The following is a 14,668-nucleotide window of genomic DNA, read 5'->3' on the forward strand; positions in this document are numbered from 1 at the left end:
CCCCTACCAGGATCTCGCTGAAACCCGCCATAAGCGCTCACAGCTCGTGATTTAGGGGAAAGCTCGAGAGGATCGTGGGAAAATCAAACCGTATCTCTTCACATCTGCCGCTTTCGCTGCAGTCAAATGTGAAGAGCCGTCCCTTGGGATGCCGTTTTCTAACCTCGTCTCTTTACGCCGCAGCAGAATCAGAACGCGAACGGGTGATGTAAGCCCGCGCACAGTGCTCACTGCAGTAAGGTTTGCCGGACTGAGCCGGTTCGCCGCAAAAATGGAAATCGTCATCTCCGGGATCACCGATCGGCCAGAGACACTTTGGTCCGCGTCGGCTCGCCTGCACCGCGCGTGCCGCGGGGGATAATGTATCCCTCGTGCCGTTCCGCGCCGCTTTGGCCGTCGTCTTTGCCTGTGCCGCCACGTGCGTACCGTTGGTTTGTTTGGCACTACGCATAGCTGCCGACACTGGTGCCGCAGAGCTTGCAGCCCGCCCACTGCCGGGGTTCGCCGACTTCGCGGCTAGTGCAGCAGAAATCACGGTTTGAACCGGCTCGCTTCTCGGATCCGGCTTGCTCCCGGCCGCAATTCTGTCACCGGTCGGCGCTGACTTTGCACCGTTCTGGCTTTTCTTTGCCGCAGGCTTAGCGCCTGACGCCGAATTCGCAGCGCCTCCATCTTCGCCACGTTTAATCGGCGAGGGTCTTGCCTGCAATTTCATCCGGTGTGCTTTTCCGACAACAGCATTCTTGGAAACACCGAGAATCTTGCCGATCGCCGAAGCGCTGTGGCCCGTTTCCCAAAGTTTCGTCAGCTCGTCGATTCGTTCTGGAGTCCAGCTCATATGCCCACCCTCACGTCAACAACAATATCTAGTCACCCTGTCTAAATGTAGGGTTTTTTTGGTTGGCTGCCACCATATAAGGTATGAATATGTGAGTCGAGTCCATGGACCGGCTGGATTCGAGTTATCCACAACTTTGTTTGCTTCTTCGCCTTAATTGTCGCGATAAGCAACCTCCAGCCACGATAAGTTTCTTAAAATCTCGCGTCGTCGTAGAGTTCCTGCCACAAGGCACGCCAAGGCGGATGCCTCATAAACTCAACCGGCCATTTGGAGTCGCAAAGAGGCGATGTTTGTCCTGTTTACGGATTTCGGCTTGGAAGGTCCGTATACCGGACAGATGAAGGCGGTCTTGTTGAGGACTGCACCCGAGATCCCGATTATCGATCTGTTCGCCGACGCACCGGCCTTTGACCCGCGCGCATCGGCCTATCTTCTTGCCGCCTACTGCAGCGCCTTTCCCAAGGACAGCATTTTTCTGACCGTCATCGATCCGGGTGTCGGCTCAACACGCGCACCGATCATTCTCGAAGCAGATGGTCAACGCTTTGTCGGTCCCGATAATGGTGTGCTGGATCTGGTCGCACGGCGGGCGGCGGCCTGCCAGTACGGTGAAATTCTCTATCACCCGGAAGACCTCTCCGCCTCGTTCCATGGACGCGATCTCTTTGCACCCGTCGCGGCGATGCTGGCCAATGGCCACCCGGTATCAACACGTGAACTATCGGCTGGCGAACGTCCTGGAACAGACTGGCCTGACGATCTGGCAGAAATTGTCTATCTGGACCGCTACGGGAATGCAATGACAGGCTTGAGAGGCAGTAAGATCCCCCTGGACGCAACAATCTCCATAGCAGGGCAAGAACTCGACGCGGCACGGACTTTTTCCGATGTGCCGGACGGTGGGGCGTTCTGGTACGAAAACGCCAATGGATTGGTCGAAATCGCCGTCAACGGCGGCCACGCGGGAAATCGACTTGGCCTTGAAGTCGGAACGCCGCTGCGTTATGACACCGCGCCTGCTTAGCCGGTGTAGAACCGAACCAACATTAGATTGAAAACGAACGACATGACCAAGCCAGAAGCCCATGAAGGTGAGAACCGCGCTTCGATAAAGATTTTGTCGACAGCGGTGCTTGCGATGGTCGTGGTTGTCACGGCCTCCAACATCCTGGTCCAGTATCCGATCAACGATCTTTTGACCTGGGGCGCCTTCACCTATCCGGCTGCCTTTTTGATCACGGATCTAACTAATCGGGCTCTTGGACCACGCAGGGCTCGCAAGGTTGTCTATGTGGGTTTTGCGCTGGCCGTTGTGCTGTCGCTCTATTTTGCCGATCCACGCATTGCCATCGCCTCGGGATCGGCATTTCTGATCGCCCAACTGCTGGATATATCGATCTTCGACCGTCTTCGCCGTCAGGCCTGGTGGCTCGCACCCGTCGCCTCTTCGACCATCGCCTCGGCGTTGGATACCTTTATCTTCTTCTGGCTCGCCTTTGCTGCGACGGGCATCCCCTTCACGCTGTTCGGCGTCGGCTTTGGCGAAACCGGTGTCCCCTGGCAAAGCCTTGCGGTTGGGGATTACCTGGTAAAGATTGGCGTAGCCCTGGTCATGCTGATCCCCTTCCGCCTCTTGCTCAACGCAACGAAGCCTCAGTTCGCGACCACAACGAGCGCCTGAGACCTATTAAGGCAATTCCGGCCGAGCTCCCTCCGGGGCCGAGCCTTATCCAGCTCGAACCCTACCCGGCTCGAACCCTACCCACGCCCGCGGTACCCCGGCACACCTTGGTCCGGCAGCCAAAGCCCTTCCGGTGGCTGCCCGCTCTGCCAGAATACATCAATCGGAATTCCGCCGCGCGGATACCAGTAACCGCCGATCCTCAGCCAGCGCGGCGCCATACTCGAAATCAGGCGTTTGGCAATCGCCACAGTACAGTCTTCATGAAAGGCGCCGTGGTTCCGGAAACTGCCCAGAAAGAGCTTCAAGGACTTGCTTTCGACCAACAGTTCCTCGGGCACATAGTCGATCACGAGATGGGCGAAGTCGGGTTGGCCGGTCACTGGGCATATCGACGTGAACTCCGGTGCGGTAAAACGCACTAGATAATGGATATCTCGATGCGGATTGGGCACGGTCTCCAGAACGGCCTGCTCAGGGTCTTGTGGGAGTTCGGAAGACTGCCCCAGTTGCCCAAGATTCTCGTAAATTGAGTTCGTCATGCTCCGGGGGCCTCTATCGTGGTGTTCGAGGGTGCGATCGATCCTGGCCAAACCAGTCGACAGCCTGGATCGCCCTCTATTCAGACTCTTATGTTGCGAGTTTTCGTGCTGCGCTATCTAAGCTCCGGCAGCCCAACGATCAAGCCTGCATTCCCCAATACCAAGGCGCTTTGAAGCGCAAAGTTTTCCTTAACCATCTTCTGACACCTTAGGCTGAGCCCCCTTTTTTAAAGGAATAGCCAATATGGCTGTAGAAGCGCTTGAATATGAACCGGCTGAAGAAGAGCCCTTTGCTTTAGAAGCATCGGAGCTCGACGAGGCTTCACATGCCGAAATGCTGATGCTTTACAGCGAATCAGCTGATTCCATCCGCTTCGCCAAAGCCCAGCAGTGGAAATCCGTTGGGGCAACCCTGCTGGTGTTCGCCGGGATGATCACGGTCGCCCGTGTCACACAAAGCGATATCCTGTTGATCAAGACTGTTGCCTTTCTAAGCTTTATGGTCGCAGCGGCAGCAATCTATACACTCGTGCTCTATCAGGTCTGGCAGAACACGGAACGGGAAAAACTGCGGGAAATCTCCAAGGCCTTTTCCAATCTCTTCATTAAGATCCGTACGATCAAATCAAGCCGTGAAGCAAACGTCCATCGCTACACGTTGTTGATTTTCATGATTTTCTCGATTCTGATCGGCAACGCAATTTTGATCATGAACCTGCAAGGTCTCTATCAGTAACAAGGTAAGGCTTTCAGCCTTCCTCCCTCAGCATTCGTTCTACTTCGTCGGCAACGGCCATTGAGGCCGTCAATCCAGGGGATTCAATCCCAAAGAGGTTGATGAGTCCGGTAACGCCGTGCGTCCCCCTGCCCTGGATGACGAAATCTGCATCGCCTTGCGGGCTCGCAATCTTTGGCCGGATCCCCGCATATCCTGGCAAAAGAGCGCCGTCACGAAGCCCCGGCCAATAGCGGCGTACGGCGTCGTAGAAGCGGTCCGCCCGCTGTGGATCGACATTGTAGTCGAGATGCTCCACCCACTCGACGTCAGGACCGAAACGGCATTGACCTGCCAGATCGATCGTCGCATGAACGCCCAAGCCGCCTTGTTCGGGAATTGGATAGACAAGCCGTGAAAACGGCGATGCGCCTGCCAGAAGATAGTAGTTACCCTTCGCCAACCTGCGCATGGGAATTATCTCTGACAGCATACCTGAGATGGCAGCGGCCAAGTCCTGTGCCTGCAGTCCCGAAGCATTGATCACGCTTCTGCACATAAGCTCCATTGGAGCTTCGCCCCCGACACGCAATAGAATGCCATCTTCAAGAACATCACCACCCAGGACAGTAGTGTTGAAGGCAATCATAGTACCGGCGTCCTCAGCGTCGCCCTGAAACGCCAGCATCAGCCCATGACTGTCCACAATACCGGTCGACGGCGAGAGCAATGCGGCTTCGACTAGAATCTCGGGCTCAAGCGCACGGGCCTGACCGGCATCGAGCCACTGCAGATCCCGGACATCATTGTTCTCCGCTTTTTCCTTGAGCGCACTCAATGCCGGAACTTCATCCGGCGTCGATGCCACAATGATTTTTGACAAGCGGCGGTGCAGTACCCCGTGGGATTCACAGTAGCTGTAGAGCGCTTCCTTGCCCTTAACGCAAAGCGTCGCCTTCAACGAATTTTGCGGGTAATAGATTCCGGCGTGAATGACTTCGGAATTACGGGAACTGGTTTCAGATCCAATCGAGGCCGTTGCCTCCAGCACAATGACGTCCCGCCCGGTCTGAGCCAATCGCCGGGCGACAGCCAAGCCGACCACCCCTGCTCCGATGACGACCGCGTCGGCTCTTTCCATAAGCTTTTACGCTTTCCTCACGATTTAAAGACAGACGCAGAATGGGTCTGCTGGCAATAAGCGTACGATTATAGTAGACCCATGTCGTCGAGACACTCGACCGGACGGGTCACATTGTGAGCGGAGCTCTCTCAATCGCGGCACGTCATGTTTAGCGGTCACAGGCTTCAGGAACAAACAATGCCGTCATTCGATATCACATCCAAAACCGACGTCAATGAAGTCGACAATGCGCTCAACGGAATCACTCGTGAGATCGGCCAGAGGTTCGATTTCAAGGGATCCGGCTGCACTATCGAGCGCAACGACAACGAAATTACGATCCTCGCGGACGATGATCTTAAACTGAAGCAGATGCACGAGCTTCTGAAGGTTCATTTCACCCGCCGTAAGCTTGACCCGGGTGCCTGCGAATTCAAGACGCCAGAAAAGGCTTCGGGTAACAAGGTCCGGCAAGTGATTGCGATCAAGCAGGGTATCGAAAAGGAACTCGCAAAAAAGATCGTCAAGGAAGTCAAAAGCAGCAAGCTCAAGGTTCAAGTCGCGATCCAAGGCGACGAGCTGCGGGTAACCGGCAAAAAGATCGACGATCTCCAGGCGGCGATTGCTCATGTCAAAGGCATGGGAATTGAGCAGCCGTTGCAATACGACAATTTCCGCAGCTGAGCGTCTCGCCGACAGCAGCACCCCATATCACTGCGCCAGCAGACCGATAAGAGATGGCAGGCACTCCAGGCCATTGAAATTCGATTTCACGGCGCAGCGGTATTGAACCGAGTTGGCGGTCAATTCAACAACCTATTTTTGAAGAACAATCTGCTCGCAACCATCCCGGCCTGCAGCGTGTTATGACGGTTTTCGCTGTCACTAGCGATTCGAATCATAAGCAGGCTTTCAGAATTGCGCTGTCATCCAACTGCAAGTGTGCCATCACATGCTTTCGACCGCTCGATTTTGCGCCACAACAATGACGAGATACGTTGCTAAGAACAAACATCCAATAGATGCAAAACAACAGCCGTTTATCGTCGAATAGTTAAGCCGGGCCAATAAGTTACAGACAGTATTTTGTTGTGATATTTTTGTGTCACGATAAAAGTCAAAATTTCTACTTTTCTTCAGTGTTCAAAAGTCATGGCCTGACGAAAAACCATCCTTGATAGAGTTGCCTTTTCGAAAGCAAGTAAAGTTAAGGTCCGGCTATAGATTTATCCAAAAAAATAAAGTAGGGTTTGCGCCCATTGCAACGAGAAGTGGTGTGTAGGTACAGCACATAGCCGCTCAAAACAGATGAAAAGCTGGTGATGCAAAGTCATAAGCATCCCCCATTACTGGATTTCGGCTTACTGGGGATAAGTCGGTCACCTTCCCTCACAAATCAGGTGGCAAAGCATATAGCGGCTGCCATTGACGATGGGACGTTTCAACCAGGCGAGCGTTTGGTTGAAACGCGCCTTGCTGAAATGTTCGGCGTGAGCCGCGGGCCGGTTCGTGAAGCTTTGAAAGCGCTCGAATCAGAAAACATCGTCAAGATAAAACCTGGACGAGGAACCTTCGTCGCTGCGCCCTCCTGCGAAGACGTCGAACAGATAGTTGCAGCACGAGCTGTGTTGGAAGGCCTTGCGGCGCGAACGGTTGTCGCCCTCCCCGACAAACGGGAACTCAGTCGGCTAAATCTGCTTTGTAAAAGTATGCGTGATTCCGTTGAGCGCGAGGATATTTCCGGCTATCTGGAGCTCCACTGGCGCGTCCACGAGCTTCTCTGCCATCTCTCTAGAAACCAGGTCCTGATTCAAGCCTGGCAGTCCATGCGCTGCCAATTGCGGCTGTTTTGGCGGGGCAAAGTCACCAACATCGAATTGATAGGAAAACTGTCCGACGAAACCTTCGTACTGATCGACAGCCTATATGGAGACGACCCGGATCTGGCCGATCAGCTGTTTCGAAGCCACATCATTCGGGCCAACTATGAGATCATGGGTAAGGCAGTACCGAACTGGCTGCAAAGCTATGTGACCTGTGAAATCGAAACCCGCAAGACGATTTTCCATCCACGCAACAAGTCCTCAACCACGGCCGTGAACGGGTTGAAGCAGGAAAACAGCGGCAGCGAATCCCTCCCGGGCTAAATTCGCCCCGCATTCTTATGCGGTTAACGGCCCCGAAAGCTCTTACTGCAATCATAATGTAACCATAATGCGGTTCTAAACGCATCGAACCCGCTTAAGTGACCGACGCGTCTGCAAGCATTGCGATCTTGGCTGTTTCCAGGAGTTCTGCGTTCGGCACCGTAATCAGAATTGTTTTAAAGGCTCCGCCAGGCATGGCCGAATTTCAAATACTTATACTTGCTTTGGTTCAAGGCATTACGGAATTCCTGCCAATCAGTTCCTCCGGCCACTTGGTTCTCGTCCCGGCCGTCACGGGATGGGCTGATCAGGGGCTTGCCATGGACGTTGCCGTCCACGTCGGAACCCTGGGTGCGGTGGTCGCATACTTCTGGAAAGACCTGTTCGATCTTGTCTGCGGTTTGCCGAAAGTCGTGACCGACCGCAGCGATCCCAAAGTACGCTTGATTGCCTACCTCGCGGTGGCAACCCTACCCGTGGTTTTCGCTGGCCTGGTTATTTTTCAAGCGGCAGACCAATTACGCAGCATTGAGGTCATCGGTTGGACCACTCTGGGCTTCGGTATCGCCCTCTTTGCCGCCGACAAGCTCGGTAGCGTGACGCGCCGGATTGACAACATGATCTATCGGGACGCTTTTGTGATCGGCTTGGCGCAGGCCCTGGCGCTCATTCCAGGAACCAGCCGTTCCGGCATTACCATGACCGCCGCCCGAGTCCTCGGCTTCAACCGCAGTGAAGCAGCCAGATTCTCGATGCTGCTTTCGATCCCCGTCATAGTCGCGGCCGGTGGTCTCCTCGGTATAAAGCTGTATCAGGCAGGAACGATGACGATCGGCAAGGACATGGTTCTGGCCGCTGCCTTCTCATTTATTTCGGCGCTCCTGGCCATCTGGTGGCTGATGAACTGGTTAAATCGTGCAAATTTCACGTTGCTCGCAGCCTACCGGGTTATTCTCGGCAGCGGTTTGCTGTACTGGGCCTACAGCTGAATCTTCAAAATCCTGTTTTCCCCGCATATCAGTTGGCAAGATGTCCGAGCGGGAGAGCCGTTTTGTACTGAACCTGCTTGAGCGCGAAACTGGATTTGATGCCTGATATCCCCTGAATACGGGTCAAGTGTTCCAAGACAAACTTTTCATAAGCCTGCAGATCTGGAACCACCACACGTAAGAGATAATCGAACTCGCCGGTCATCAAATAGCATTCCATAACCTCCGGCCGATCCTGTAGAGCCGCCTCGAAGCGCTCCAACCAATCTTCTACCTGCTTCTCCAGAGTGACACTGACAAAGACGTTCACCGGCAAGCCGATGACCTTGGGCTCGACGATTGCCGCGTACTTCCGCACGACACCAGCATCCTCGAGGGCACGAACACGCCGCCAGCAGGGAGAAGGCGATAAACCAACCATCTCTGCGAGTTCAGCATTGGAGATTCGGGCATTCTCCTGCAGGCAGCTCAGAATCTTACGATCCAATTCATCGAGCACCATTTTAGAAGATCCTTTCCAATTTTGGCACATTTTCGAAAATTATGACCTACGTGAGGGTTTTTTAAAGGACAAATAACAAGATCCTGATCGCACATCTAAGTTAAACTGACCTCATAATGCATTCAGATGCCGGTTCGCTTTGCCTTTCGGCAATCGAGCCCGAATACGGAAATCACGATGGCTCACCCACTGCCCGCAATACGCAACGAATTCGATACCCCATACGAATCCGGAATCGAAGATACCGATGTTGCGGAGAAGCTCACCCTACTCCGTGCGCTCGAGAAGAAGATTCTCTGGCTGTCGACCTGGACAATTCACAACGCCAATCACCTGCGTGATAGCACCGATGGCCTCAAGGTCGGCGGTCATCAGGCCTCCTGTGCCTCCATGGTCACAATCATGACCGCGTTGTACATGGATGTGTTGAGGCCCCAGGACCGTGTGGCAGTCAAACCTCATGCGAGCCCGGTTTTCCACGCAATCCAATACCTGCTCGGCAAGCAGTCCAGAGAGAAACTCGAAGCCTTCCGCGCATTTGAGGGGGCGCAATCCTACCCGTCCCGCACGAAGGACAGCGATGACGTCGACTTCTCAACCGGATCTGTTGGTCTGGGGGTCGCGATCACCAGCTTTGCCAGCCTGGTACAGGACTACGTCCATCTGCGAAAGATGAACCCCGGCGCAGAATCCCCCGGCCGAATGATCGCGCTGGTCGGCGATGCCGAGCTTGATGAAGGCAATATCTACGAAGCACTGCTCGAAGGCTGGAAACACGATATCCGTAACGTTTGGTGGGTGATCGACTACAATCGTCAGAGCCTGGATGCGGTCATTCAGGATCGCATATTCGGCCAGATCGACAGCCTGTTCGAAAACATGGGCTGGCGGGTGGTGACCCTGAAATACGGAAAACTCCTGGAAGCTGCCTTCACCGAACCGGGCGGCAAAAGCCTGCGAGATTGGATCGACAACTGTCCGAACTCGCTCTATTCGACGTTGGTTTTTAAGGGTGGAGCCGCGTGGCGCGAGCGATTGCAGGCGGACATCGGCAAAGTACGGGGCGTGGCCAAACTTCTGGCACGGCGCGACGACGAAACATTGGCACGCTTGATGACCAATCTGGCCGGGCACGATCTTGAAGCGGTACTGGAAGCATTTCACGCAATCGACGACGATCGCCCGACCTGTTTCATAGCCTACACTATCAAGGGCTACGGCCTGCCGCTTGCCGGACACAAGGACAACCATTCGGGTCTTATGACCCTTGAGCAGATGGAGAGCTTTCGCGCCGACAACAACATCACTCTCGGCGACGAATGGCATCCTGGCGCGGGGCTTGAACTGCCGGCCGGTGCGTTGGCCGGCTTTCTGCAAACCGTGCCCTTCGCGACGCCCTCTCATCGACGCACGCAAGCGGCGACGGTCGCCGGTCCCGACGAGTTTCCGCTGCCGAAAGGCGCCCGGATGTCGACGCAGGAAGGGTTCGGCAAAATCATGACTGAACTCGCACGCGATGGCGGCGCACTCGCGGACCATATTGTGACGACATCACCCGATGTGACCGTCTCCACCAACTTGGGTGGATGGGTCAACCGGCGGGGAATCTTCGATCGGCACGACAAGGAAGATACTTTTAAAGAGCACAAAGTCGCCTCTGCACAGCGTTGGGTTATGTCGCCGCAAGGCCAACACCTGGAATTGGGTATCGCCGAAAACAATCTCTTCCTGTTACTGGGTGCACTGGGACTTTCACATTCGCTCTTCGGAACACGTCTCCTGCCGATCGGGACGCTATATGATCCCTTTATCCAGCGCGGCCTGGATGCCCTGAATTACGCCTGTTATCAGGATTCGCGCTTTATCGTTGTTGCGACCCCATCCGGGTTGACACTAGCGCCGGAAGGCGGCGCGCATCAATCGATCTCAACGCCACTGATCGGGATGGCGCAAGATGGACTGGCCGCGTTCGAACCTGCCTTCGTCGACGAACTCTCTGCCATCCTCTCCTGGTCTTTCGACTATCTACAGCGCGATGGACAGACGGCGGCCAGAGGCGAAATGCCGGGCGACAGCAATACGGAAATCGACTGGCTGCGTGATGCAGAGGGCGGATCGGTCTATCTGCGGCTCTCAACGCGTGGACTGGAACAACCCGAACGTAAGCTGGATGCCGCGTTGCGCCGGAACATCATTCGTGGCGGTTACTGGCTGCATCCGCCAGCCCCCGGCGCAACGCTCGCAATTCTCTGCAGCGGCGCCGTAACACCCGAAGCAATTGAAGCACATCGTGCCATTAGGGAAGATTTGCCCGGTACCGGCCTTATGATTGTCACTTCGGCGGATCGGATGAATGCCGAATGGAGTGCGGCGGAACGAGCCAGACAGAACGGCCATTCAACGGCAAGATCACATGCAGAACAATTGCTCGCCCCTTTATCATCCGACGCAAGTCTCGTATCGGTTGTCGATGGACATCCCGCCAGCCTTGCCTGGCTCGGATCCGTCCGGGGTCAGCGATTGCACGCCCTCGGAGTCGAACACTTCGGCCAATCCGGGTCCATTGAAGATCTCTATCGGCACTACCGGATCGATAGCGACGCGATCATACGGGCCTGTGCGGCAGCCTGCCTCAATCAAGTCAGAGGCTGAGCGAGTCAAAAACTAAGTCGAGTACAGATTGACACGGCAGATGGAGGTTCTGGCTGCGAAGTGGAACCTCTTCGCCGTTCGTCCGCAGGTTAAAATGCCGACAACAGGTTTTCGGGCGACCCGTCTCCAGAGATCACTCGCTCCTTTGGCAAGATGACCGATGCCGTCGTCCCCTTCCCCAGTTCGCTGGAAAGCGAGAGGGAACCGCCATGGAGTTCACAGAGCGAATTGGCAATAGGAAGCCCTAAACCAGTCCCTTCCTGCGTGTAGCTTTGGTCGCCGGCAGCCTGCACGAAGGGACTTAAAACCCGTCGCAGGTCTTCCTCGCTCATGCCTTTGCCGCTGTCGCGGACCGTCATGACGAATTCACGCTCGGCGCCAAGTTCCGCACCCAGCAGAATGTCGCCGCCCTGCGGCGTAAATTTCACAGCATTCGAAAGCAGGTTGATGAGAATTTGTTTGATCTTCAGTTCGTCCACGTAAATGTGCAGCAGTGGTTCAGCTGGTTTGACCAACACCTTGACACCGGCCTTGTCGGCGCGAGGTTTAATGAGCCGCTGGCAGGATTCGATCAGGTCGATGGTCTGAACACGCGATTCGACCAGTTGGTAGTTACCCGACTCGATTTTCGCCAGATCAAGAATATCATTGATGATCCCAAGCAGGTGCTGACCGCTCTCATGGATGTCGTGCGCGTAACCCTTGTAAACCTCTTTACCGACCGGCCCTGCGATCTCCCGCTCGATTGCTTCGGAAAATCCGATGATGGCATTCAACGGTGTCCGTAATTCGTGGCTCATATTTGCGAGGAACTCTGACTTGGTCCGGTTCGCGACCTCAGCCTCTTCCTTGGCTTTCATCAACTGCTTGCGTGCTTCGAAATCGGCGGTCGCGTCGCTCGCCGAACCTCGGTAGCCAAGAAACGCGCCATCGGGTCCGAAAATCGGCATACCGCTGGTGCGGACATAACGAATTTCACCGTTCTCTGTCTTGATCCGGTAAATGAAGTCCCTGAACTCCTTATGAGCGCGCAGGTCGGCGGCATGATCGTCCCAATCCTGCGCATCCTGACTGCTCATATCGAAGGCAACTCTCAGCTCGTCACCGGTCTTTCCCAACGACCTCTCCAGAGCGTTCTCGAAATCATCGCTTGAGGGTTTGGAGAAATAGGTGAATCGCAAATCCGCATCCATTTCCCAGAACCAGTCCGAGGAAACGCTGGCAAAGTCCTTGAAGCGCTGCTCGCTGCCGCTCAGCAAATGACCCTGGCCCGCGTGCGGTCCATTGCGCAGCAGAACAATCAAGAGTGAAGGTTCGCCGGCGAATTCAATCGGCGTTCCGCTGATCGTCGCCCAAACCCAATCGCCGTCGCCGGTCTTGATCCCGATGCGCATATCGTCCAGCCGGCCATCGCGCTTCAGGATCCCCATCACGATCTCACGCTGTTCCGGCTGCCGGTAAAACTCGATGGTGTTGCGCCCGATAACCTGAGACGCCGGCATTCCGAGGAATTTCTCAATGTAAGGATTGACGAACACGATCTTGCCATCGGCAATGCGGCTGATCGCAATTGGAACGGGCGCCGTATCTATGATTGCGCGAAAGTTCTGATTATCTAAATTTATCTCGTCCATGATCTCACCGTGGCGCAACCGTCAGGTTCTTCCAGGCGGCTCGATTGATCCAACAGCCTCTGGCTAAGATCAGGATCATATCATTCCCTCAAGACCCACAGTTAATTCACTCACTTATCGCTCGCATATTTCCAACGCGTTTATTTTCGCAAGTGCGACAGAACCCATTGGTCCCGTACGCCACTCATTTCCATACTTACAAATAAAATATGGGAATTACGAAAATAATCACCTCCAAAATATTGGTAAGAGAACCACGGTTACGGCGAAGGCAACGAACAGCGATACACTCTTAGTTGTATGAATACAAAAAAACCGAACCTTTGCAAATGTGATCTTGGAGAAACGGCCTGTTGTAGATGACTCTAAATACGCATTCGAGCAGAGTTCATCAATCTTAAGAGGAATCTGGCACCGAAGATTTTAGCCGACGGTATCGATGACATGCAGAAACGAACCCATGACGGTGCCAACGCATAAACCGGCTGGACCGAGGTCACCGCCACGGGCATCGGTCAAGCCGACCAGGCGGTTGGCTTCCCGGCTTCGGTTTTGCGTACAGGTGGTTTGCTGCGGAACTTCGGAAGCGTAATGGAACTCGTGTCCTCTTAGGGTCTTTCCAGCCGCCCCCAGCGGTGTAGTTTCAAGAAGTGTTGCCTCGCGGTAACCAAGGGTCAATCGTCGCTTCCGCCGGCCGGGCAAGTCAGGCGCGAAAGATGTTTCTAAAGGCAAAAGTCCAGCCATCGCATGCCGTCCGCCATCAGCGTCAGTCAGTCCTTCGCCCAGCACCATGTAGCCGCCGCACTCACCATAGATGGTGACTGTCCGCTTGGCCGCTTGCTTCAATCCTTCGAGAAAGCTGAGGTTGCCGGCGAGCTTTGCGGCGTAGAGCTCAGGATAACCGCCAGGCAGGTAGATCGCATTGGCCGTTTCATCCGGCGACTCATCGGCAAGAGGCGAGAAAACGCTGACTTCGGCACCGGCGGCACGCCAGGCCTCGAGTAAAAAGGGATAACTGAAAGCGAACGCAGTATCGCGGGCCACGGCAATCCGCTGCCCCAGTGGAGGCAATCCAGGCGCTGGTGCCCGAGATAAATTTTGAACCAATCCGCCGCCGAGTTCCTGTGCCTTTATACCTGCGAGCGCCGCCAGCCGGTCGCAGTCTATTCGGCCGGCAATGACCTCGGCAGCGCGGTCCAGGAAAGTCTCCAACTCATGATGTTCGCCCGCTTGCACAAGGCCGAGATGGCGGGAGGGTAACGCCAGTTGATCCGCGTAACGCACCATTCCGAGCACGGCGATACCGAGCGGTTCACAAGCCTGTTGCAGCGCTTCGGCGTGGCGGTCGCTGCCGACCCGATTAAAAATGACTCCGGCCAACGACAGACGCAGATCAAGACTGGCAAAGCCATGGACGATCGCTGCCGCGGACGCCGCCATTCCCCGCGCATCAACGACCAGAACGACAGGCCAACCTGTCAGTCGCGCGAGATCCGCGGTTGATCCACGGCCATCAGGTGCTCCGTCAAACAAACCCATGACGCCTTCGCCAAGTACGAAGTCTGCGTCGTAACCTGCGTGTTCGACAAGCCTGAGCAATGTGGAGTCGCGCATCGCCCAGCTGTCCAGGTTAGTACAAACCCGTCCACTCGCCGCCGCATGAAATGCCGGATCGATGTAGTCGGGGCCAACCTTGATCGACGCCACAGAGCGGCCGAGCATCTGAAAACGCCGGAGGAGTGCCAGCGTAATGGTGGTTTTACCGCTACCCGAACTCGGCGCGGCGATCAGAAGTCCGGGCGGCGAAATGTCCGGGTGCGGCATGACCGGTAAACCCTGTTG

13 protein-coding genes are annotated in these 14,668 nt (G+C 55.2%); 7 read left to right on the forward strand and 6 right to left on the reverse strand.

The annotated features are described in order from the left end of the window. Nucleotides 1-172: 172 nt before the first annotated feature. Nucleotides 173-838, reverse strand: coding sequence for a GcrA family cell cycle regulator (locus QMZ18_RS29385; protein ID WP_282609969.1), 666 nt, complete (start codon nucleotides 836-838; stop codon nucleotides 173-175). Nucleotides 839-1,127: 289 nt separating this feature from the next. Here QMZ18_RS29385 and QMZ18_RS29390 point away from each other — a divergent pair, with 289 nt between their 5' ends. Both QMZ18_RS29390 and QMZ18_RS29395 read left to right on the forward strand, forming a co-directional pair. After that, the gene (locus tag QMZ18_RS29390; RefSeq protein ID WP_282609970.1) at nucleotides 1,128-1,865 is read left to right on the forward strand and encodes an S-adenosyl-l-methionine hydroxide adenosyltransferase family protein; all 738 of its coding nucleotides are present in this window, start codon (nucleotides 1,128-1,130) and stop codon (nucleotides 1,863-1,865) included. Between the two features lie 42 nt (nucleotides 1,866-1,907). Then, nucleotides 1,908-2,522, forward strand: a complete 615-nt coding sequence (locus tag QMZ18_RS29395) for a queuosine precursor transporter (RefSeq protein ID WP_282609971.1) — start codon at nucleotides 1,908-1,910, stop codon at nucleotides 2,520-2,522. Between the two features lie 77 nt (nucleotides 2,523-2,599). Here QMZ18_RS29395 and queF read toward each other — a convergent pair whose 3' ends face one another. Beyond that, the gene (gene queF, locus QMZ18_RS29400) at nucleotides 2,600-3,064 is read right to left on the reverse strand and encodes a preQ(1) synthase (RefSeq protein WP_282609972.1); all 465 of its coding nucleotides are present in this window, start codon (nucleotides 3,062-3,064) and stop codon (nucleotides 2,600-2,602) included. A gap of 244 nt (nucleotides 3,065-3,308) precedes the next feature. Here queF and QMZ18_RS29405 point away from each other — a divergent pair, with 244 nt between their 5' ends. Continuing rightward, entirely contained in the window at nucleotides 3,309-3,800 is a 492-nt protein-coding gene (locus tag QMZ18_RS29405; RefSeq protein WP_282609973.1) for a hypothetical protein, read from the forward strand. A 13-nt stretch (nucleotides 3,801-3,813) separates the two neighbouring features. Here QMZ18_RS29405 and QMZ18_RS29410 read toward each other — a convergent pair whose 3' ends face one another. After that, on the reverse strand, nucleotides 3,814-4,920 hold the full coding sequence (locus QMZ18_RS29410; protein ID WP_282609974.1) for an NAD(P)/FAD-dependent oxidoreductase: 1,107 nt from the start codon (nucleotides 4,918-4,920) through the stop codon (nucleotides 3,814-3,816). Between the two features lie 180 nt (nucleotides 4,921-5,100). On the opposite strand from QMZ18_RS29410, the gene QMZ18_RS29415 reads away from it, so the two are divergent. From QMZ18_RS29415 to QMZ18_RS29425, 3 genes are all read left to right on the forward strand, one after another. Beyond that, nucleotides 5,101-5,586, forward strand: a complete 486-nt coding sequence (locus QMZ18_RS29415) for a YajQ family cyclic di-GMP-binding protein (RefSeq protein WP_282609975.1) — start codon at nucleotides 5,101-5,103, stop codon at nucleotides 5,584-5,586. 716 nt (nucleotides 5,587-6,302) lie between these two features. Further along, complete coding sequence (locus QMZ18_RS29420; protein WP_282609976.1) at nucleotides 6,303-7,049, forward strand: GntR family transcriptional regulator; 747 nt, start codon at nucleotides 6,303-6,305, stop codon at nucleotides 7,047-7,049. A gap of 194 nt (nucleotides 7,050-7,243) precedes the next feature. Next, the gene (locus QMZ18_RS29425; RefSeq protein WP_282609977.1) at nucleotides 7,244-8,038 is read left to right on the forward strand and encodes an undecaprenyl-diphosphate phosphatase; all 795 of its coding nucleotides are present in this window, start codon (nucleotides 7,244-7,246) and stop codon (nucleotides 8,036-8,038) included. A 28-nt stretch (nucleotides 8,039-8,066) separates the two neighbouring features. On the opposite strand, the gene QMZ18_RS29430 is transcribed toward QMZ18_RS29425, so the two are convergent. Further along, complete coding sequence (locus tag QMZ18_RS29430; protein ID WP_282609978.1) at nucleotides 8,067-8,540, reverse strand: Lrp/AsnC family transcriptional regulator; 474 nt, start codon at nucleotides 8,538-8,540, stop codon at nucleotides 8,067-8,069. 177 nt (nucleotides 8,541-8,717) lie between these two features. On the opposite strand from QMZ18_RS29430, the gene QMZ18_RS29435 reads away from it, so the two are divergent. Continuing rightward, nucleotides 8,718-11,192: a transketolase gene (locus tag QMZ18_RS29435; protein ID WP_282609979.1), complete on the forward strand. Its 2,475-nt coding sequence runs from the start codon at nucleotides 8,718-8,720 to the stop codon at nucleotides 11,190-11,192. A gap of 89 nt (nucleotides 11,193-11,281) precedes the next feature. Here the strand turns inward: QMZ18_RS29435 and QMZ18_RS29440 are convergent, their stop codons facing one another. Both QMZ18_RS29440 and QMZ18_RS29445 read right to left on the reverse strand, forming a co-directional pair. Then, nucleotides 11,282-12,826: a PAS domain-containing sensor histidine kinase gene (locus QMZ18_RS29440; protein WP_282609980.1), complete on the reverse strand. Its 1,545-nt coding sequence runs from the start codon at nucleotides 12,824-12,826 to the stop codon at nucleotides 11,282-11,284. Nucleotides 12,827-13,249: 423 nt separating this feature from the next. After that, nucleotides 13,250-14,650 carry a cobyrinate a,c-diamide synthase gene (locus tag QMZ18_RS29445; protein WP_282609981.1) on the reverse strand — a complete coding sequence of 467 codons (1,401 nt, stop codon included), beginning with the start codon at nucleotides 14,648-14,650 and terminating at the stop codon, nucleotides 13,250-13,252. Nucleotides 14,651-14,668: the final 18 nt, after the last annotated feature.

Origin of the sequence: Pelagibius sp. Alg239-R121 (genome assembly GCF_947331435.1) — a bacterium.
Classification (GTDB): Bacteria; Pseudomonadota; Alphaproteobacteria; order Kiloniellales; family Kiloniellaceae; genus Denitrobaculum.